The 19,351-nt window shown below is 63.5% G+C and carries 22 protein-coding genes; 19 read left to right on the top strand and 3 right to left on the bottom strand.

Translation table 11 applies throughout. The features are described 5' to 3' along the window. Positions 1-2 precede the first annotated feature (2 nt). The 17 genes from prfA to CCK87_RS07415 all read left to right on the top strand — a co-directional run bounded on the left by prfA (position 3) and on the right by CCK87_RS07415 (position 14,356). Positions 3-1,085: a peptide chain release factor 1 gene (prfA, locus tag CCK87_RS07495; protein ID WP_086460794.1), complete on the top strand. Its 1,083-nt coding sequence runs from the start codon at positions 3-5 to the stop codon at positions 1,083-1,085. Further along, positions 1,085-1,996, top strand: coding sequence for a peptide chain release factor N(5)-glutamine methyltransferase (gene prmC, locus CCK87_RS07490; RefSeq protein WP_086460793.1), 912 nt, complete (start codon positions 1,085-1,087; stop codon positions 1,994-1,996). Before prfA ends, prmC begins: the two co-directional genes overlap by 1 nt. Positions 1,997-2,057: 61 nt before the next feature. After that, positions 2,058-2,249, top strand: coding sequence for a PLDc N-terminal domain-containing protein (locus tag CCK87_RS07485; RefSeq protein ID WP_086460792.1), 192 nt, complete (start codon positions 2,058-2,060; stop codon positions 2,247-2,249). 22 nt (positions 2,250-2,271) lie between these two features. Next, positions 2,272-3,534 (top strand): acyltransferase, encoded by a 1,263-nt coding sequence (locus CCK87_RS07480; protein ID WP_086460791.1) that lies wholly within the window; start codon positions 2,272-2,274, stop codon positions 3,532-3,534. A 35-nt stretch (positions 3,535-3,569) separates the two neighbouring features. Then, positions 3,570-4,244, top strand: a complete 675-nt coding sequence (locus CCK87_RS07475; RefSeq protein ID WP_086460790.1) for an L-threonylcarbamoyladenylate synthase — start codon at positions 3,570-3,572, stop codon at positions 4,242-4,244. Positions 4,245-4,247: 3 nt separating this feature from the next. Next, positions 4,248-5,462 (top strand): MraY family glycosyltransferase, encoded by a 1,215-nt coding sequence (locus CCK87_RS07470; RefSeq protein WP_086460789.1) that lies wholly within the window; start codon positions 4,248-4,250, stop codon positions 5,460-5,462. 1 nt (position 5,463) lies between these two features. Continuing rightward, the gene (locus CCK87_RS07465; RefSeq protein ID WP_086460788.1) at positions 5,464-5,937 is read left to right on the top strand and encodes a hypothetical protein; all 474 of its coding nucleotides are present in this window, start codon (positions 5,464-5,466) and stop codon (positions 5,935-5,937) included. A 201-nt stretch (positions 5,938-6,138) separates the two neighbouring features. Then, on the top strand, positions 6,139-6,936 hold the full coding sequence (gene atpB / locus CCK87_RS07460) for a F0F1 ATP synthase subunit A (RefSeq protein WP_086460787.1): 798 nt from the start codon (positions 6,139-6,141) through the stop codon (positions 6,934-6,936). Positions 6,937-6,982: 46 nt separating this feature from the next. Then, positions 6,983-7,216 (top strand): ATP synthase F0 subunit C, encoded by a 234-nt coding sequence (atpE, locus tag CCK87_RS07455; protein ID WP_035837596.1) that lies wholly within the window; start codon positions 6,983-6,985, stop codon positions 7,214-7,216. A gap of 31 nt (positions 7,217-7,247) precedes the next feature. Beyond that, the gene (locus CCK87_RS07450; protein ID WP_086460786.1) at positions 7,248-7,817 is read left to right on the top strand and encodes a F0F1 ATP synthase subunit B; all 570 of its coding nucleotides are present in this window, start codon (positions 7,248-7,250) and stop codon (positions 7,815-7,817) included. A 4-nt stretch (positions 7,818-7,821) separates the two neighbouring features. Further along, positions 7,822-8,619, top strand: a complete 798-nt coding sequence (locus CCK87_RS07445; RefSeq protein ID WP_086460785.1) for a F0F1 ATP synthase subunit delta — start codon at positions 7,822-7,824, stop codon at positions 8,617-8,619. Between the two features lie 60 nt (positions 8,620-8,679). After that, entirely contained in the window at positions 8,680-10,317 is a 1,638-nt protein-coding gene (gene atpA, locus CCK87_RS07440; protein WP_055929403.1) for a F0F1 ATP synthase subunit alpha, read from the top strand. Positions 10,318-10,320: 3 nt separating this feature from the next. Beyond that, positions 10,321-11,220, top strand: coding sequence for a F0F1 ATP synthase subunit gamma (locus CCK87_RS07435; RefSeq protein ID WP_086460784.1), 900 nt, complete (start codon positions 10,321-10,323; stop codon positions 11,218-11,220). Positions 11,221-11,240: 20 nt separating this feature from the next. Then, entirely contained in the window at positions 11,241-12,704 is a 1,464-nt protein-coding gene (atpD, locus tag CCK87_RS07430) for a F0F1 ATP synthase subunit beta (protein ID WP_055780775.1), read from the top strand. 2 nt (positions 12,705-12,706) lie between these two features. Further along, on the top strand, positions 12,707-12,970 hold the full coding sequence (locus CCK87_RS07425) for a F0F1 ATP synthase subunit epsilon (RefSeq protein ID WP_044438698.1): 264 nt from the start codon (positions 12,707-12,709) through the stop codon (positions 12,968-12,970). A 21-nt stretch (positions 12,971-12,991) separates the two neighbouring features. Beyond that, positions 12,992-13,744 carry a peroxide stress protein YaaA gene (gene yaaA / locus CCK87_RS07420; protein WP_086460783.1) on the top strand — a complete coding sequence of 251 codons (753 nt, stop codon included), beginning with the start codon at positions 12,992-12,994 and terminating at the stop codon, positions 13,742-13,744. 75 nt (positions 13,745-13,819) lie between these two features. After that, positions 13,820-14,356, top strand: coding sequence for a DUF5684 domain-containing protein (locus CCK87_RS07415; RefSeq protein WP_086460782.1), 537 nt, complete (start codon positions 13,820-13,822; stop codon positions 14,354-14,356). A 1-nt stretch (position 14,357) separates the two neighbouring features. Here the strand turns inward: CCK87_RS07415 and CCK87_RS07410 are convergent, their stop codons facing one another. After that, entirely contained in the window at positions 14,358-14,963 is a 606-nt protein-coding gene (locus tag CCK87_RS07410) for a DNA-3-methyladenine glycosylase I (protein ID WP_086460781.1), read from the bottom strand. Between the two features lie 191 nt (positions 14,964-15,154). Here CCK87_RS07410 and CCK87_RS07405 point away from each other — a divergent pair, with 191 nt between their 5' ends. Then, positions 15,155-16,240: a DUF4192 domain-containing protein gene (locus tag CCK87_RS07405; RefSeq protein ID WP_086460780.1), complete on the top strand. Its 1,086-nt coding sequence runs from the start codon at positions 15,155-15,157 to the stop codon at positions 16,238-16,240. A gap of 7 nt (positions 16,241-16,247) precedes the next feature. Here CCK87_RS07405 and CCK87_RS07400 read toward each other — a convergent pair whose 3' ends face one another. Further along, the gene (locus tag CCK87_RS07400; protein WP_086461220.1) at positions 16,248-17,630 is read right to left on the bottom strand and encodes an aspartate aminotransferase family protein; all 1,383 of its coding nucleotides are present in this window, start codon (positions 17,628-17,630) and stop codon (positions 16,248-16,250) included. 5 nt (positions 17,631-17,635) lie between these two features. Next, positions 17,636-18,103, bottom strand: coding sequence for an Lrp/AsnC family transcriptional regulator (locus CCK87_RS07395; RefSeq protein WP_085485723.1), 468 nt, complete (start codon positions 18,101-18,103; stop codon positions 17,636-17,638). A gap of 189 nt (positions 18,104-18,292) precedes the next feature. Between CCK87_RS07395 and CCK87_RS07390 the strand changes: the two genes are divergently transcribed. Beyond that, complete coding sequence (locus tag CCK87_RS07390) at positions 18,293-19,315, top strand: FHA domain-containing protein (RefSeq protein ID WP_086460779.1); 1,023 nt, start codon at positions 18,293-18,295, stop codon at positions 19,313-19,315. Positions 19,316-19,351: the final 36 nt, after the last annotated feature.

Genomic DNA, 19,351 nt, shown 5'->3' with positions numbered 1-19,351 from the left:
AGATGTTCGAGTCAGTCGAAACACTGCTGACCGAGCATGACGAGTTGCAAGAGCAGCTCGCCGATCCTGCATTGCACTCGGATCCTGCCCGGTCGAAGAAGGTCAACCGCCGCTACGCGGAACTCAGCCGCATCATCGCGGCCTACCGCCAGTGGCAGCAGCTCGAGAGCGACCTCGCGGCCGCTCAGGAGATGGCGTCCGAGGACGCCTCGTTCGCCGAAGAGGTGCCCGGAATCACGGAGGACCTCGCGGTGGCCGAAGAGCGTCTCCGCCGTCTTCTGATTCCGCGTGATCCCAACGACGGTCGCGACGTGATCATGGAGATCAAGATGGGCGAGGGCGGGGCTGAATCAGCCCTGTTCGCGGCCGACCTCTTGCGTATGTACCTGCACTACGCCGAGAGCAAGAAGTGGAAGACCGAGATCATCGAGCAGACCTCGAGCGACCTCGGCGGCATCAAAGATGTTCAGCTCGCCATCAAGGGCTCCTCAACCGACCCGGCACAGGGAGTGTGGGCGCACCTGAAGTACGAGGGAGGCGTTCACCGCGTGCAGCGCGTTCCCGCCACCGAGTCGCAGGGACGCATCCACACGTCTGCGGCGGGTGTACTCGTCTTCCCCGAGGTCGACGAGCCCGAAGAGGTCGAGATCAGCCCGAACGACCTGAAGATCGATGTGTATCGCTCGTCCGGTCCCGGGGGGCAGTCCGTCAACACGACCGACTCCGCCGTGCGCATCACCCACCTTCCCACCGGAATCGTGGTGGCGATGCAGAACGAGAAGAGCCAGCTGCAGAACCGTGAGGCCGGCATGCGCGTTCTGCGTGCCAGGGTGCTCGCGCGTCAGCAGGAGGAGATCGACGCGGCGGCATCCGTGGTTCGCAAGAGTCAGATCCGCACGATGGACCGGTCCGAGCGCATCCGAACCTACAACTTCCCGGAGAACCGCATCGCGGATCACCGCACGGGCTACAAGGCGTACAACCTCGACGGTGTCATGAACGGAGCCCTCGAGCCCGTCATCGAGTCGTGTATCGCCGCCGACGAGGAAGCTCGTCTGCAGGAGCTCGGGGGAGCGGCCGAATAATGAGCGCGGTCGTCCTCGAACCCACGGGAACGCTGGGCCCCCCGACGGTCAGAAGCCTCCTGGAGCACGGCGTCGCCGTGCTCGCTCGAAGCGGCATCTCAGATCCCCAGGTCGACGCGGAGCTGCTTGTGGGCTTCGTGCTCGGAGCGAGCCGCGGACAAGTGCAGGCGATGACGATCACAGACAAGACGCTCGGCGTCGAGGATGCGGTCGCGATCAGCGAGGCCATCGAGCGTCGGGCCGCGCGAGAACCGCTTCAGCACATCACGGGTGTCGCCTGGTTCCGCAACCTCGAACTCGAGGTCGGCCCCGGCGTGTTCGTGCCCAGACCCGAGACGGAGTTCGTGGCGGGTCTGGCCATCGACTCCCTTCGCTCGATCGTCATCGATCCTCGACGCGAAGACGGACCGATCGCCGTCGACCTCGGAACGGGAAGCGGGGCCATAGCCCTGTCGCTCGCGACGGAGGTTCCCCACGCGCAGGTCGTCGCGGTTGAGAACAGCTCGGCCGCGTTCGTCTGGACCAAGCAGAATTTCCGCCGAGTCGACGCCCCGAACGCTCGTCTGGTCTTCATCGATCTGCTCGACGCAGTGCCGGAGCTCGACGGCCGCGTATCGGTCGTCGTGTCGAATCCGCCGTACATCCCTGCGCAGGCGATCCCGCGCGACCCCGAGGTGCGTCTCTTCGACCCCGAGCACGCGCTCTACGGGGGAGAAGACGGCCTCGACGTCGTCAGGAACGTCTCCCGCACCGGTCTTCGACTGCTGCACTCGGGCGGTGTCTTGGTGATCGAGCACGGCGAGTTGCAGGGCGACGAGATCAGACGACTTCTGGATGCCGACGGCTGGCACGCCACCGCCACTCACCGTGACCTCACGGGGCGCGACCGGGCGACGACCGCGCTGCGCTGACGCCGCAGCTATGCTTGGTCGGCGGCATCTCACCGCCGTCCCCCGAACATCAGGAGTGATCATGGAACCGATCAGCGCAACCATCGGAAGCATCGTGCTGTTCGTCATCTTCGTTGCCACGGTCATCTCCATCGTCCGAAACCCGAATCACGGTTTCGTCGGCAAGCTGGTGTGGTTGATCGTCGTTCTCCTGACCTCAGTCATTGGCTCGATTCTGTGGCTGCTCTTCGGCCGCGGCAAGGTCAACCGGTAGGGCCCGGCCCCTCCCGAATACGATGTCGAGAGTCGAGTCTGCTATCGATCCACCTGTTCGTCGGGCGCCGCTGATCGGTGCGCTGACGGGCATCCGTGCCCTCGCTGCGTTCTGGGTCTTTCTCCGGCACTTCCGCACCGAGATCGTCGATGCCCTCGGTCCTGGCCCCTTCACGCAGTTCGTCATCCACCTGTCGTCGGCGGGATATCTCGGGGTCGATCTCTTCTTCATCCTCAGCGGATTCATCCTGACCTACACGCACATGTCGACGATGACGAGTGCATACACCTGGCGCACCGCCGTTGGATTCATCTGGCTGCGGCTGGCCAGGGTGTGGCCCCTCACAGCTTTCGTGCTCATGCTGTTCGGGGCATATTTCATCTTCCAGGCTCTCTCGTCCGGCGATCCCTCGTTCCTCGGACAGGCTGACCCCGGGCGACTTCTCCTGCACCTGACGCTCCTCAACGGCTGGTTCCCATCCACGCTCGACTGGAATGGCGTCGACTGGTCTGTCAGTGCTGAGTGGATGGCGTATCTGACCTTCGCCGTCGGTGTCGTGGTGCTGGCTCGGTTCGCCGCCGTCGCATCCCGTCGTGTCATGGTCACGGTCATCGTGCTGCTGATGCTCCCTGTACTCATCGTCGGAGCGAGCATGCAGGACGACACGATCTTCCTGTTCGCCAACGACAGCTACGTGACCGCTGCGGGGGTGCTCCCCATCCGGGTTCTGGGTGAATTCTGGATCGGTGCAGTGCTCTCGTTGCTGCTGCGTCGCTTCCTCGACGGCTCGACTGTGTCTCCGGCATCCGGTGGAATCCGGCGTTGGCCTCTCGCGACACTGACCGCGGCAGCCTCGATAGGCGTTCTTCTGCTCGTGGCCTACAACGATCCGCTGCACAACATGCGCGCCGGTCAGGAGGAGTTCCACTCCGGCATCGACATGATCGCTCCGGCCGAATCGATCGTCGTCCTTCCCCTTCTGGTGCTCCTCATCGCGACTCTGGCGATCTGTCCTCGAGATCCTCTATCCCGGCTCCTGTCGACGAGACCGCTCCTCCTGGCCGGCCGGGCCTCCTTCGCTTTCTATCTGGTGCATCCTCTCGTCATCGGGGCGGGTCTCTTGGTCGCGTCGAAACTCCACGCCACGTCTGGGCCGGTGCTGCTCGGAGTCGTCATCGGCACCGCCGCTGCAGCATGGCTCAGCGCCTGGATCCTCTGGCGATTCATCGAGGAGCCGTCCCGGAGACTGCTGCGACGGATGCTTCCTCCGAGCGTCATTGTCTGAACCCCCAGGGGCCACGCACTATCATTGGGGTCGATATGGCTGCCCTCTATGACTGCTCGGTTCCGTCCGAGCTCCTGACGGGAATGCGACTCGCCCGCGCCGCTATCGGTCGCGGCGCGCTTGTCGTCATTCCGACGGACACGGTGTACGGCATCGCCGCCGATGCCTTCAACCCGGCCGCCGTGCAGGCGCTGCTCGACGCCAAGGGACGCACGCGTAGTTCGCCACCTCCGGTTCTCGTACCCGGTGTCGCCACACTCGACGCTCTCGCGGAGACCGTGAGCCAGCCAGTGCGAGACCTCGTGGACGCCTTCTGGCCCGGGGGCCTGACGATCATCGTTCCCGCGCGGTCGTCGCTCGCCTGGGATCTCGGCGACACCCGCGGCACGGTGGCACTGCGTCAGCCGTCCGACCCCATCGCCCTGGAGCTACTCACGGAGGTAGGGCCTCTGGCCGTGTCGTCGGCGAATCTCACCGGTGAGCCTGCCGCGACCACGGCATCCCTGGCTCTCGAGAGTCTCGGTGACAGCGTCGACGTCTATCTCGACGGCGGAGTCACCGAGACCGTGACGTCGACGATCGTCGATGCGAGCACGTTCGGCGACGACGGTTCTCTCCGAATCGTGCGTCACGGGGCGGTGTCGGAAGAACAGCTGCGGTCGATTCTGGGGGACGTGCTCTCTTTGCCCGATCATCGACTGAACGGCTGATCCGTGCGGATCTATCTGCTGGTCGCCGCCATCTCTGCGGTCGTCACGTTCGGGCTGGCGCTCGTCGTGTACAAGCTGAGTCATCGGTTCAGGCTCTACCCGAAGATCCGCGAGCGGGATGTGCACACCCGACCCACGCCCCGGCTGGGCGGCGTCGCCATGTTCATCGGCATGGTCGTGGCGTTCGCCGTGGCCTCGCAGGTCGACGGGTTCAGGCTGGTCTTCGTGAATCCGGGTCCGGTGTTCGCCATTCTGGGCGCCGCCCTGATCATCGTGGTGATCGGGGTCATCGACGACCTCGTCGACCTCGACTGGACCATCAAGTTGGCGGGGCAGATCATCGCGGCCTGGCTGCTCGTCTGGCAGGGAGTGGCGATCGTGTCGCTCCCGATCGCGGGCACGCTCGCCGTCGGCTCCGGTGTGATGTCGCTGATCATCAGCCTGTTCGCGGTCGTCCTGGTGATGAACGCCATCAACTTCATCGACGGGCTCGACGGGCTCGTGGCCGGCGTCTGCCTCATCGCCAACGGCGTCTTCTTCCTCTACACGTTTCTGCTCATCCAAGAAGGGTCGGCGACCGACTACTTCAACCTCGCGGCGCTCATCACCGCGATCCTGATCGGCGCGTGTGCGGGATTCCTTCCCCTGAACTGGCATCCGGCGAAGATGTTCATGGGCGACGCCGGCGCCATGCTCGTCGGCCTGTTGATGGCGACCAGCGCGATCGCCGTGACCGGTGTCATCGACCCGGCGACCCTCGGCCGACGCGAACTGCTTCCCGCGTTCATTCCGATTCTCCTGCCGTTCGCGATCCTCGTGCTCCCGCTTCTCGACTTCGGACTCGCTGTCTTCCGCCGACTTCGTGCCGGCAAGAGCCCGTTCAGCGCAGACAGGAAGCACCTCCACCACAGGCTCCTCGACATGGGGCACTCGCACTTCCACGCCGTCCTCATCTTCTACGCCTGGACGGCCGTCGTCTCGGTCGGGTGCCTGTTGTTCTTCCTCGTGCCCACGGGCTACGCGGTCGTCTTTCTCCTCGCGGGACTCGTGGTGTGCACGGTGCTGACCCTGGCGCCGCTCAGCCGGCGCAAAGTCGTCGAGGCGACCGCCCAGTCGACCGAGGCAGAGAGCCCGGAGGCGTCGATGGCAGCCTCGCTCGACCCGCTCGACGCAGCATCCGAATCCGTGTCACCTCCCGCAGAAACGAAAGGCGCCTAGCGTGTCGACCCCCACCCCCCGTGCCTCCTCGGCCGCCACAGGCTCCTCCGCGCGGCCGGTATTCCTGCGCATCCTGAAATGGGGAGGGTTGCTCTCCCTCGCCATCGCCGTGATCGGGGGAGTGGTGGGCTTTCTCGTCGACTCCGAGCGCGGTCTCGTCAGCGCCCTCGTGGGAACCGCCATGGCCATCCTGTTCACCGGCCTCACCGCAGCGTCGATCCTCGTCGCCAACCGCTTCTCGGGGACGGACTTCTTCACGGCCATCTTCTTCGCCGTGGTCATGGGTGCGTGGATCGTCAAATTCGCGATCTTCCTGGTGCTCGTGTTCCTTCTGCGAGATCAGCCCTGGATCAACCCCGTCGTGATGTTCCTCTGCATCATCGCGGGTGTCCTCGGGTCGCTCATCGTCGACGTGGTGGTGGTCGCTACATCCCGCATGAGCTATGCAAGCGACGTCAAATTGCCGGGCGAGTAAGAATATGTCCGATCCGGCACATTCGGGCCACCAATAGGCGTTCTCGATTGGTCAGGGGGGCCTAACTCTTGATAGGCTTCATAAAGATCGTTCCGCTGCGTCACTCGGGTTGTCACCCAGAAGCAGCACCCCCCATCATTCGTCGTCGCGAGAGCCTCGCTCCACGCCCCGAACCAGGAGATAGCGCTGTTAGCTAACGCTCTGAACTTGCTTGTGCCGTTGGCTGCCGATGATGGTCAATTCCACGGTCCGTCCATCGAGGAATTCTTCCCAGAAGTCATCTTCTTCCCCGGTACCCCCTTCGAGATCAACCGGGTCATTCTGATCCGTTTCATCGCGGTCGCCGCGATCCTCATCCTGTTCTGGCTGGGAACGCGCAAGATGAAGCTGGTACCCACACGGGGCCAGAGCATCGCCGAGATGGCGCTCGACTTCGTTCGGGTGAATATCGCTGAAGACCTGCTGGGCAAGAAAGACGGCAAGCGCTTCCTGCCGATTCTGACGACGATCTTCTTCATGGTCCTCGCAATGAACCTCACGGGCATCGTGCCGTTCTTGAACCTCGCGGGAACCTCGGTCATCGGTGTTCCCCTCGTGCTGGCGGTCGTCGCGTACGTCACCTTCATCTACGCGGGCTTGAAGAAGCATCCGGGAGCGTTCTTCAAGAACGCACTGTTCCCGCCCGGAGTCCCCAAGGGTCTCTACATCATCGTGACGCCGATCGAGCTCCTCTCGACGTTCATCCTGCGTCCGGTCACCCTGACTCTCCGACTTCTCATGAATATGGTCGTGGGACACCTTCTGCTGGTGCTGTTCTTCGGAGCCACCTGGTTCTTCTTCTTCACGGCGAGCGGATGGTTCACGCTGTTCGGTGTCGGCACGCTGGCCTTCGGCTTCGTGTTCACGCTCTTCGAGATCCTCGTCGCCGTGCTTCAGGCCTACGTCTTCACCCTGCTCACCGCTGTCTACACCCAGCTCGCGCTGGCTGAGGAACACTAAACGAATTAGGCGCCCGCCTCGTTCGACATCACGGAAGGAAACACACGTGGACGCAACAACCGTTCTCGCCGAGATCAACGGAAACATCGCGACGGTCGGTTATGGTCTCGCAGCCATCGGCCCGGCCATCGGCGTCGGTATCGTCGTTGGAAAGACCATCGAGGGTGTCGCCCGCCAGCCCGAGCTTGCAGGCCGCCTGCAGGTTCTGATGTACATCGGTATCGCCTTCACCGAGGCCCTGGCCTTCATCGGTATCGCGACCTACTTCATCTTCGTCTGATCCCGCTTCGCTCAAGAGATAGGAGGCTGGAATGCTTCACGCAGTTCTAGCTGCCGCAGAGGAAACGGCCGAGACGACGAATCCGCTCATCCCAGAGATCTACGACATCGTCTGGTCGCTGCTCTGCTTCGTCGTCATCCTGTTCTTCTTCTGGAGAATGGTGCTTCCTCGTGTCAAGACGATGCTCGACGAGCGTTCGGCTGCGATCGAGGGCAACATTGCCAAGGCCGACGCGGCGCAGGCGCAGGCCGAGGCTGCTCTCGAGCAGTACACGGCTCAGCTCGCCGAGGGTCGCGCCGAGGCCGGCAAGATCCGGGAGCAGGCTCGCGCCGACGCTCTGAAGATCGCTGCCGAGCTCAAGGAGCAGGCTCAGCTCGATGCGGCTCGCATCCAGGCACAGGCGACCAGCCAGATCGAGGCCGAGCGCCAGGCGGCCGTCGTGTCGCTGCGCGCCGAGGTCGGAAGCCTCGCTCTCGACCTCGCGTCGGGTGTCATCGGTGAGTCCGTCAAGGACGACGCCAAGGCTGCCGGCATCGTCGACCGCTTCCTTGCTGACCTCGAGGCGTCCGAGGCATCCGCCCCGACCGCCGGAAACAAGTAAGCACATGGGATCAGCGACAAGAGAAGCGATCGCCGGCGTTCGAGCCAGACTCGCCGGGCAGGGCGGTTCCGCCACTCTGGCCACGGGGGAGCAGCTGCTCCTCGCCGGCCGGGTCATCGGCGATTCGTCTGCGCTGCTGTCGCTTCTCGCTGACCCCTCAGCAGATCAGGCATCGAAAGCCGGAGTCGTTTCAGAACTCTTCGGATCGAAGCTCGATGCTGAGGCCGTGCGCATCCTGAGTGACGTTGCAGCCAGCCGTTGGTCACGCCACGACGACCTGCTCGAAGCCATCGAAGAGCTCGGCTTCCGGGTTCTCGCCGATTCGGCAACGAACGCCGAATCGATCGAGGACGAACTCGCTCGTTTCGGCGAGGCGGTGTCCACGAGCGACGAGCTCGAGTTGGCGCTCGGTTCGAAGCTCGGAGCGGTCGACGCGAAACTGGCACTGGTCGATGCTTTGCTGCAGGGCAAAGCGTCCGCGCAGACTCTCGCGATCGTGCAGCAACTCGTTGCCCAGCCTCGCGGTCGGCGCATCGGAGAGCTGCTTCGGGTTGCGGCGAATATCGTGGCAGATCAGGCCGGCAAGTCCATTGCCACGGTCACCAGCGCGGCTCCCATCGCTCCCGCACAGCTGGAGCGTCTGGAGAAGGGGCTCTCGTCACTGTATGGACGACCCCTCTCCGTCAACCAGCAGATCGATCCCGCCCTCATCGGCGGTCTTCGCATCCAGGTGGGAGATGATGTCATCGATGGCAGCGTCTCCGCCCGCATCAACGATTTGAGACTTCAGCTCGCTGGCTAGCCCCTTGTGGTTGGCTTGCTACACGCCGGAGCGAATCCTTCGGCAGAAAAAGGAAAAACGATGGCAGAACTATCGATCAGCCCCGACGAGATCCGTGGTGCTCTTCAGGACTTCGTGAAGTCCTACGAGCCCGGCAAGGCGACCAAGACCGAGGTCGGATACGTCACCGACGCCGGTGACGGCATCGCTCACGTCGAGGGTCTTCCCGGCGTCATGGCCAACGAACTGATTCGTTTCGCCGACGGAACTCTGGGTCTTGCTCAGAACCTCGACGAAGACGAGGTCGGTGTCATCATCCTGGGTGAGTTCTCGGGAATCGTCGAGGGCATGGAGGTGCAGCGCACGGGCGAGGTCCTCTCGGTTCCCGTCGGTGACGCATACCTGGGTCGCGTCGTCGACCCCCTGGGCAACCCGATCGATGGTCTCGGTGAGATCGCGTCCGAGGGTCGCCGCGCACTGGAGCTGCAGGCTCCCGGAGTCATGCAGCGCAAGAGCGTGCACGAGCCGATGCAGACCGGTATCAAGGCGATCGACGCCATGATCCCCGTCGGCCGTGGCCAGCGTCAGTTGATCATCGGCGACCGCCAGACGGGTAAGACCGCCATTGCGATCGACACGATCATCAACCAGAAGGCCAACTGGGAGTCGGGTGACGTCAACAAGCAGGTTCGCTGCATCTACGTCGCCATCGGCCAGAAGGGCTCGACCATCGCTTCGGTGAAGGGCGCGCTCGAAGACGCAGGAGCGCTCGAGTACACGACGATCGTCGCGTCTCCGGCCTCCGACCCCGCCGGCTTCAAGTACCTCGCACCGTACACGGGCTCGGCCATCGGCCAGCACTGGATGTACGGTGGCAAGCACGTTCTGATCATCTTCGATGACCTGTCGAAGCAGGCCGAGGCATACCGCGCCGTATCGCTTCTTCTTCGCCGTCCGCCGGGACGCGAGGCATACCCCGGTGACGTCTTCTACCTGCACTCTCGTCTGCTCGAGCGCTGTGCCAAGCTCTCCGACGAGCTGGGCGCCGGCTCGATGACCGGTCTGCCGATCATCGAGACCAAGGCCAACGACGTGTCGGCTTACATCCCGACCAACGTGATCTCGATCACCGACGGTCAGATCTTCCTGCAGTCCGACCTGTTCAACGCCAACCAGCGTCCCGCAGTCGACGTCGGTATCTCCGTGTCGCGAGTCGGCGGTGACGCTCAGGTGAAGTCGATCAAGAAGGTCTCCGGAACGCTCAAGCTCGAACTCGCCCAGTACCGCTCGCTCGAGGCCTTCGCGATGTTCGCATCCGACCTCGATCCTGCGTCGCGTCGCCAGTTGGCGCGTGGTGCGCGCCTCACCGAGCTGCTCAAACAGCCTCAGTACTCGCCGTACCCCGTCGAAGACCAGGTCGTCGCGATCTGGGCGGGAACGAACGGCAAGCTCGACGAGGTGCCGGTCGAAGACATCCTCCGTTTCGAGCGCGAGCTTCTCGACTACCTTGCCCGCAACACCGAGGTGCTGACGACTCTGCGCGAGTCCAACGTCCTGTCGGACGAGACGGCGTCGCTTCTCGACTCCGAGGTCGACAAGTTCAAGCTCGAGTTCCAGACGGGCGAGGGCAAGCCCCTCGCATCGGTCGGACGCGAGGAGTTCACTGCGACCAAGGTTGAAGACGTCAACCAGGAAAAGATCGTGAAGGGTCGCCGCTAACTTATGGGAGCGCAACTCCGCGTCTACCGGCAGAAGATCAAGTCTGCCCAGACGACCAAGAAGATCACCAGGGCCATGGAGCTCATCTCCGCCTCGCGCATTCAAAAGGCGCAGGCGCGAGTAGCAGCCTCCACCCCGTATTCGCGGGCGATCACTCGCGCAGTGTCTGCGGTGGCGTCGTACTCGAACGTCGATCACATCCTCACAACGGAGCCCGAGAAGGTCGAGCGCGCTGCGATCGTCATCTTCTCGAGCGACCGTGGTCTGGCGGGTGCGTTCAACAGCAACGTGCTCAAGGAGTCGGAGCAGCTGGCCGAGCTCCTGCGCAGCCAGGGCAAAGACGTCGTGTACTTCTTGGTCGGACGCAAGGCGAATGCGTACTTCGCGTTCCGCCGTCGGCCTTCCGAGAAGACCTGGCAGGGCGGCACCGACAACCCCGAGTTCGAGACCGCGAAAGAGATTGGCGATGCCATTCTCGAGTCGTTCCTGAAGCCGGCCGCCGAGGGTGGGGTCGACGAGATCCACATCGTTTACAACCGCTTCGTGTCGATGCTCGTGCAGGTTCCCGAGGTCGTTCGTCTGCTTCCTCTCGAGGTCGTCGAAGGTGTCGAAGAGCCCGATTCGAAGGCGGTACTGCCGCTCTACGAATTCGAGCCAGATGCTGCTTCCGTTCTCGATTCGCTGCTTCCTGTCTACATCGAGTCGCGCCTGTTCAACGCCATGCTGCAGTCCGCAGCCGCTAAGCACGCTGCTACGCAGAAGGCCATGAAGGCTGCCAGCGACAACGCGGATGGCCTCATCCGCGACTACACCCGACTGGCGAACAATGCTCGCCAGTCCGAGATCACCCAACAGATTTCCGAGATCGTCGGCGGCGCCGACGCGCTGAGCTCGGCAAAGTAGCGCGAAAGAAGAGAGAAGCAATGACACTGACCGCACCTGAAGCTGCGACGACGACTGCGCCCGGCGCTGTCGGCCGCATCGCCCGCGTCACCGGCCCTGTCGTGGACATCGAGTTCCCCCACGACTCGATCCCGGGTATCTACAACGCCCTCAAGACCACGATCGCCATTCCGGGCGCTCCCGAGACCGTGCTGACCCTCGAGGTCGCCCAGCATCTCGGAGACGACCTGGTCCGCGCGATCGCCCTGAAGCCGACCGACGGACTCGTCCGCGGCCAGGAGGTCACCGACACCGGAGAGCCGATCACGGTTCCCGTCGGCGACATCACCAAGGGCAAGGTCTTCAACGTCATCGGCGAGGTGCTCAACGCTGAGCCGGGCGAGAAGATCGAGATCACCGAGCGCTGGCCCATCCACCGCAAGCCCCCGGCGTTCGACCAGCTCGAGTCGAAGACGGAGCTGTTCGAGACCGGCATCAAGGTCATCGACCTCCTCACCCCCTATGTGCAGGGTGGAAAGATCGGACTCTTCGGAGGCGCCGGAGTCGGCAAGACCGTTCTGATCCAGGAGATGATCCAGCGCGTTGCTCAGGATCACGGTGGAGTGTCGGTGTTCGCCGGAGTCGGCGAGCGCACCCGTGAGGGCAACGACCTCATTGCTGAGATGGAAGAGGCGGGTGTCTTCGACAAGACGGCCCTCGTATTCGGCCAGATGGATGAGCCGCCGGGAACGCGTCTTCGCGTCGCTCTGTCCGCCCTGACGATGGCAGAGTATTTCCGCGACGTGCAGAAGCAGGACGTGCTGCTCTTCATCGACAACATCTTCCGGTTCACGCAGGCGGGTTCCGAGGTCTCCACTCTTCTCGGTCGCATGCCGTCCGCGGTGGGCTACCAGCCCAACCTGGCCGACGAGATGGGCATCCTGCAGGAGCGCATCACCTCGACGCGTGGTCACTCGATCACGTCGCTGCAGGCGATCTACGTGCCTGCCGACGACTACACCGACCCGGCGCCGGCAACCACATTCGCCCACCTCGACGCCACCACGGAGCTGTCGCGTGAGATCGCGTCGAAGGGCCTCTACCCGGCCGTCGACCCGCTGACCTCGACCAGCCGCATCCTCGACCCCCGGTACTTGGGTGAGGATCACTACAACACGGCCGTGCGCATCAAGGCGATCCTTCAGAAGAACAAGGAACTCCAGGAGATCATCGCGATCCTCGGTGTCGATGAGCTGTCTGAAGAAGACAAGATCACCGTGTCGCGGGCTCGTCGCATTCAGCAGTTCCTGTCGCAGAACACCTACATGGCCAAGAAGTTCACGGGCGTGGAGGGTTCGACGGTTCCGTTGAAGGACACCATCGAGTCGTTCTCCGCCATCGCCAACGGTGACTTCGACCACGTCGCCGAGCAGGCCTTCTTCAACGTCGGTGGCATCAACGACGTCGAAGAGAAGTGGGCTCAGATCCAGAAAGAGAACGGCTAGTCATGGCTTCGCCGCTTACGGTGAGTGTCGTGTCGGCCGACCAGGAAGTCTGGTCGGGCGAGGCGACGATGGTCATCGCCAAGACGGTCGAAGGCGAGATCGGCATCCTGGCCGGTCACGAGCCGCTCCTCGCCATCCTGGCCGAGGGCGAGGTTCGCGTGACGCAGGCTTCGGGTGCGCGAATCACTGCTCAGGCCGATGACGGATTCCTTTCTGTAGAGAACAACACCATCACGATCGTCGCGCGCAACGCGGCGCTCGTCTGACGCAAGCGGGTCGTCCACCTCGTGCTCATCCTCCTTCCGCCGTCCGAGACGAAGCGGGAGGGGGGTGACGCGGCGAGGCTGGATCTGGCCCGCTTGCGTTTTTCGTCGCTGACGGCGACTCGTCGCCGCCTGGTAAGAGAACTGCGTGCTCTCTCTCGCGATGAGGATGCGAGCCTCAAAGCTCTGAAGATCAGCGTTCGTCAGCTCTCGGAGGTCGAGCGGAATCGCACCGTCACCACCTCGCCGACGATGCCCGCTATCGACCGGTATACGGGCGTGGTGTTCGATGCTCTCGACTCGGCCAGTCTCCCTCAGGAGGCCAGAGCGTTCGCGGCATCACACCTGGTGATCCAGTCAGCGCTTCTGGGGCCGATCGGCGCTTTGGATCCTATTCCGGCGTACAGGCTGTCGCACGATTCCAAGCTGCCGGGAATCCATCTGGCCAAGACCTGGGCACCCGTCGCGCCGCTCGAGATCGGTGCGGGCGAAGAACTCGTGCTCGACTTCAGATCGGAAGCGTACGTCGCTCTGTCGCCCGTGCGCTCAGGCGCCAACTCTTGGTTCCTGCGAGTCGTCACCGAGTCCGACGACGGCACCGTTCGGGCCCTGAATCACTTCAACAAGAAGTCGAAGGGGCTGCTGACCCGAGCGCTGTTGATGCACGCGCGCGATTTGTCGACGATCGACGAGGTCATTGCGGTCGCGGGGGCAGCAGGTCATCGGATGGAACTCGGCGAGCCGGGCGAAGTCCGGCTCTACTCGTCAGGCGTGTGATCGCGTCGGTGCCGAGACCCGCTGGCTGACCCGGTGGCGCCGCGCGTTGTTGCGGGTTGCCGCTAGTCTTCTTGCATGATCTCGACATACGACTCGGATGGCACCGCGGCCGGTGCAGCGGCCGGACTTATTCTGACGCTGATTTTCAGTGCGTTCTACGTGGTTCTGATCGCCGCTATCTATGTCGTCAGCTCGTGGTTTCTGAGCAAGATCTTCGTGAAGGCCGGAGAGCCCGCCTGGAAGGGATGGGTTCCGATCTACAACTCGTGGGTATTTCTGGAGATCGGGGGACAAGCGGGGTGGTGGGCCCTTGTCGCCTTCGTGCCGGTCGTCGGGATCGCGTCGAGTGTATTCATCTGCATTGCCGCCTACAACATCGCTCTGCGCTTCGGTAAGACGGCGGCGTGGGTCGTGCTCTACATTTTTGTTCCCTACGTCTGGTGGGGCATCTTCGCGTTCGACCGATCCGTGTGGAACCCTCAGCCGATCGCTGGCATCTTCGTCGCCCCCGACTGGGCGAGACCGACCAGCGCTGTGCTTCGATACGTGCCGCAAGCGCGGCCGGTCTACGCGCCTCAACCCCCGGCCGGGCCGCAGAACCCCGGCTACTGATTCAGCTCGACGCGACGGCGAGTTGATCGCCGCGCGCGCAGCCCGACGCGTGATCGTTGATCAGCCCCGCTGCCTGCATCAGGGCGTGCATCGTCGTCGGTCCGACGAAGGTGAGTCCGAGACGTCGCAGTTGTGCGCTGAGTGCTCGTGAACTGTCGGTCACCGTCAGCATCTCGTCGACGGTTGCGGGGCGTTGGTGCGATGAGGGAGCGTGGCTCCAGATAAGACGATCAAGGGATCCCGGGTCATCACGCACCAGCTCGTGAACGATTCGAGCGTTCTTAATGGTGGCGGCGATCTTTTGGCGATTGCGGATGATCGACGCGTCGAGGGCCAACTCGTCGATCTTGTCGTCATCGAATCGAGCGACTCGTTCGATCGAGAACTGGTCGAAGGCGGCGCGGAAAGCGGGACGTCTTTTCAGGATGGCGATCCATGACAGGCCGGCCTGGAACCCTTCCAGTGCGATGGTCTCGAAGAGTGCGACGTCGCCGTGCAGGGGCGTGCCCCATTCTTCGTCGTGATATCGCCGATATTCGGAATCGTCGGAGACCCAGCCGCATCGTGCGATGCCGTCGTCTCCCGTCTGGAGGAGTTCTCGTGTCATGACTCCGACAGTATCCCCGCACACGAGAGTGCGGAGCCTTGCTCACCTCGGCTGGGAAGCAGGGGCGGAGCCCACGGGTGTGGACAGTGTTGCTCCCATCCCTTCCTTCACAGGAGGCCCGTCTGAATCGCTTCTCCACAGACTGACGGCCCGCCCTCGCCGCGATCCGCGGCACACAGCAGTCTCTCGTCATGACTTCCTCGGTTAAAGCGAAACGCCCAGCAGATTTCTTGATCGCCCTGCCTCGCGTCATGGGGTACACGCCCGTGAACAGCATTGTCGTGCAGACGTTTCAGAACCGGCAGACCGCGGCCTCGTTGCGAGTCGATCTGCCCCCTGAAGACAGCCGGGCGAACCCCCGGCTGGTCGCGGACGCCATCATCCGTCTGATCAGCCGTGTTCCGGGTGTGGATGCCGTTCTGATCGCCGTCTACACGGATGAGGCGTGGACCGCAGAGGACCGACCTCCGCGTCCGCAGCTGGTCGAGGCGATCGTCACCCGGATGGCGTCGGCGGGACTGGGTATCGTCGATGCGCTGTGCTGTTCAGGCAGGGTCTGGGCGTCGTACCTCGATGCTGAGCGCGGCCGCTTCGATGAAAATGAAAAAACACGCATCGATGCCGAGCTCGACGGCGTCGGTGCGCCCCGCGATGTGGAGGCGCGCGCTCAGGGAGCGCCGCCGATCGATGAGGCCTCGAGTGCACAGCGCGACGAGGTGTCGCGCGCATCGGCCGCGATCATGCACGATGCCGGCGAGAGAGAACGGCTCTGGGAATGGTCCGCGGCGCACGTCCTCTGGACTGACGCGATCGAATCCACGCCCTCCGATATTCCGCCGGAGGCCGTGGCTGCCATGCTGTGGAGCATCAGAGACAAGGGCGTGCGCGATTGCGTATTGATGCTCATGGCCTGGGGTGACGATGCCGGAGACCGGACCGCCGCGGACACGGCGATGCTTCGTCGAGGGGCGGCTGTGCCCGACGGTTCGATACTCGAGACCTTCGTCGGTGAGGGCCGGAGGTGCCCAGACGGACTGAGGATAGAGGGAGCAGTGCGTCTACTCCGCCATCTCATCTCCCTCGCCCCGCTACCGTGGCAGTTGGCTCCTTTCACGATGTTGGCCTGGTTCGAGTGGGCACGAGGGCAGGGCTCCTCCGCGGGTGACTATCTCGAGCAGGCTCTGGCGATCGGTCCGGGGTACGAGCTGGCACGACTCTTCGAGCAGCTGATCAGCACGGGCCGTGTGCCTGACTGGGTAGGCAGGCAGGCGGTGTGAGAGGTGGTCAGAGCCTGCTCCACGCCTCCGTTAGCACTCCGCGAAGGATCTGCTCGATCTCGTCGAACTCTGCCGCGCCGATGGTGAGGGGCGGCGCGAGTTGGATCACGGGATCTCCCCGATCGTCGGCGCGGCAGTAGAGGCCGGCGTCGAAGAGCGCTTTCGATAGGAAGCCGCGAAGAAGCCTCTCGGACTCGTCGTCGTCGAACGTCTCTTTGGTGACCTTGTCTTTCACGAGTTCGATCCCGAAGAAGTATCCATCTCCCCGCACATCGCCCACGATCGGCAGATCATTCAACTTCTCCAGAGTGGAGCGGAAGAGGGGCGAGTTGGTCCTGACGTTCTCGTTGAGCTTCTCCTCTTCGAAGATATCGAGGTTCGCCAGGGCAACCGCAGCCGATACGGGATGTCCGCCGAAGGTGTACCCGTGCGCGAACGACGTCTGACCGTGTTTGAAAGGCTCATAGACCCTGTCGCTCACGATGGTCGCGCCGATGGGGGAGTATCCGCTGGTCATGCCTTTGGCGCAGGTGATCATGTCGGGGACGTAGCCGTACTCGTCGCACGCGAACATGTGGCCGATGCGGCCGAATGCGCAGATCACTTCGTCGCTGACCAACAGAACGTCGTAGCGGTCGCAGATCTCTCGAACTCGCTGGAAGTATCCGGGTGGTGGAGGGAAGCATCCACCGGAGTTCTGTACCGGTTCGAGGAACACGGCTGCAACGGTGTCGGGGCCCTCGAACTGGATCATCTCCTCGATGCGATCGGCGGCCCAGATTCCGAAGGCAGTCAGATCGTCACCGTGTTCTGGCGCACGGTAGAAGTTCGTGTTCGGCACACGGAAGCCACCCGGCGTGACCGGCTCGAACATGGCCTTCATACCCGGGATGCCCGTGACCGCCAAGGCTCCCTGTGTGGTGCCGTGATAGGCGACGGCGCGAGAGATGACTTTGTGCTTCGTCGGCCGTCCTTGCAGCTTCCAGTAGTACTTGGCCAGCTTGAACGCGGTCTCGACAGCCTCTCCGCCCCCGGTCGAGAAGAACACGCGGTTGAGGTCTCCGGGCGCGTAGTGTGCGAGCCTGTCGGCGAGTTCGATGGCGTTCGGATGGGCGTAGGACCACACGGGGAAAAAGGCCAATTCCTCGGCCTGACGTGCCGCGGTCTCGGCCAGCCGCCGACGACCGTGTCCCGCGTTCACCACGAAGAGCCCAGACAGTCCGTCGATGTACTTCTTGCCGCGACTATCCCAGATGTGATGGCCCTCGCCACGCGTGATGATCGGCACGCCGTCGCCCGACTCCATCACGGACTGCCTACTGAAGTGCATCCACAGATGCTCCTTGGCCTTGCGTTGCAGCTCGCTCTCGGCGGCGTCGGAATAAGTCATGTCATTCATCGGGTACCCCAGTTGTAGAGCTGCTTGTGCAGTTTCAGATAGACGAATGTCTCGGTGGAGATGACACCGTCGAGGTGTCGAATCTGCGAGTTGAGCAGAGCGATGAGATCGTCATCGCTCTCGCAGACGACCTCGGCCATGATGTCGAACGTGCCCGCGGTGAGCACCACATAGTCGACAGCTGGTATCGCCGCAAGCGCGTCGGCAACGACGCGGGTGTCTCCCGACACCTTCAGGCCGATCATCGCTTGACGGTAGAAGCCGAGCTGCAGAGGGTCGGTGACGGCCACGATCTGCATCACGCCCGACTCCGTGAGCTTCTGCACTCGTTGTCGCACCGCCGCCTCGCTCAGTCCCACAGCCTTGCCGATCTCGGCATATGACCGTCGTCCATCGACCTGCAGCTGCTCGATGATCGCCTTCGATGTGTCATCCAGATGTGATTGACGCGGCTTTGGGCTCATGCCTGGATTCTGTCAGGATCTACCGCTCCGGGCAAGCGATTCCGTCGCAAAGCGCGATCCGCACCACGAAATCAGTTGAATACTCCCGAATTTCATGCGTGCTGAATGCACCCGGCGCTGAGCGAGCGTCTCCCGTCGACACGTGCCGGCCGTCTGTCGATGTGACCGAACGGCGAATAAGCTCGACGGGTGAACGCGCCCACTCAGACCACAGGCCGTGTCGTGTACGACGCGGCTTCGCCGTCTGGATCCCAGCTGGCTCTGGTGGTGCCGGGTATGGTCGCGCTCCTCGAGGGAGCCAACTCGCCGACCGTGCTGTCGCGACTGTGGGGCGAGATGTCGAGCGGCTCCGTATCGCTCGAACGCGTGGTTCAGGCTGTTCCGTCGCTCGGTGCCGATGCCGTGTCCTCGTTCGCCGTGGCAGCACTCGAGACAGACAGCGCCGGCGCGGCGGTGCTCTCCGTCGTGGCCAGAGGAACCTCTGTCGTCGACGTGTACGCAGCGGATTCTGCGCCGCGGCGGTTCTCGTCGCAGGGTCTCCGGCCGTGGCATCTCGCGTCGTTCTCGAGAGTGACCGGACTTCGCTTCGGCGCGAGCTCCGACGCCGTCGGTCCCGCGGAGATGTTGACCGTCTCGGGTGCCGAGCTTCCGCTCGTGCTCGGTGTCGCATCCGTCGATTCGGTGTTCTGGATGCTCGACGAGGGTCGAACGGTCGTCGACGCGTCGGCGAGACGCCAGATCCTCGAGCCGCGGGCCGCTACGCACGCGGCCGACGACGCCGAGATCACACTGGAGCGGGTTCCGGTTCGGCGCCTGGGCAGACACGGAGGAACGCACGAAGCCGACGGTGCGTCGACGGACCGTATTCGGCCCAGCCGCGTACGGATCGGGATGCAGGCCCCGTTCGAATTGCATGTGCCCGTGTATGTCGGCCGCAGGCCTCGAGGCCCACGGCAGATCGCCGGTGACCAGGTTGTCCTCGTCGAGGTGCCGTCGCCCACTCGGGAGGTCTCGGCGACCCACCTGCATATCGTGCAGCGAGGGCGCGAGGTCATCGTGACGGATCTGCAGTCGACGAATGGCACGGGCGTCACTCTGCCCGGCTCACCTCGGATAAAGTTGAAACAGGGGGACTCGATAGTTCTTCCCCCGTACAGCAGGGTCGACATCGGCGACGGCAACGTCATCGAGATACTTCCCGGAGCGGATTGACCGTGAGAGACGGTCTGCGCACCGACAGAACCGTGC

It is taken from the genome of Agreia sp. VKM Ac-1783, from assembly GCF_900177765.1.
In the GTDB taxonomy this organism is placed as follows: Bacteria; Actinomycetota; Actinomycetes; order Actinomycetales; family Microbacteriaceae; genus Agreia.
This window is presented reverse-complemented; position numbering and strand designations above follow the sequence as displayed.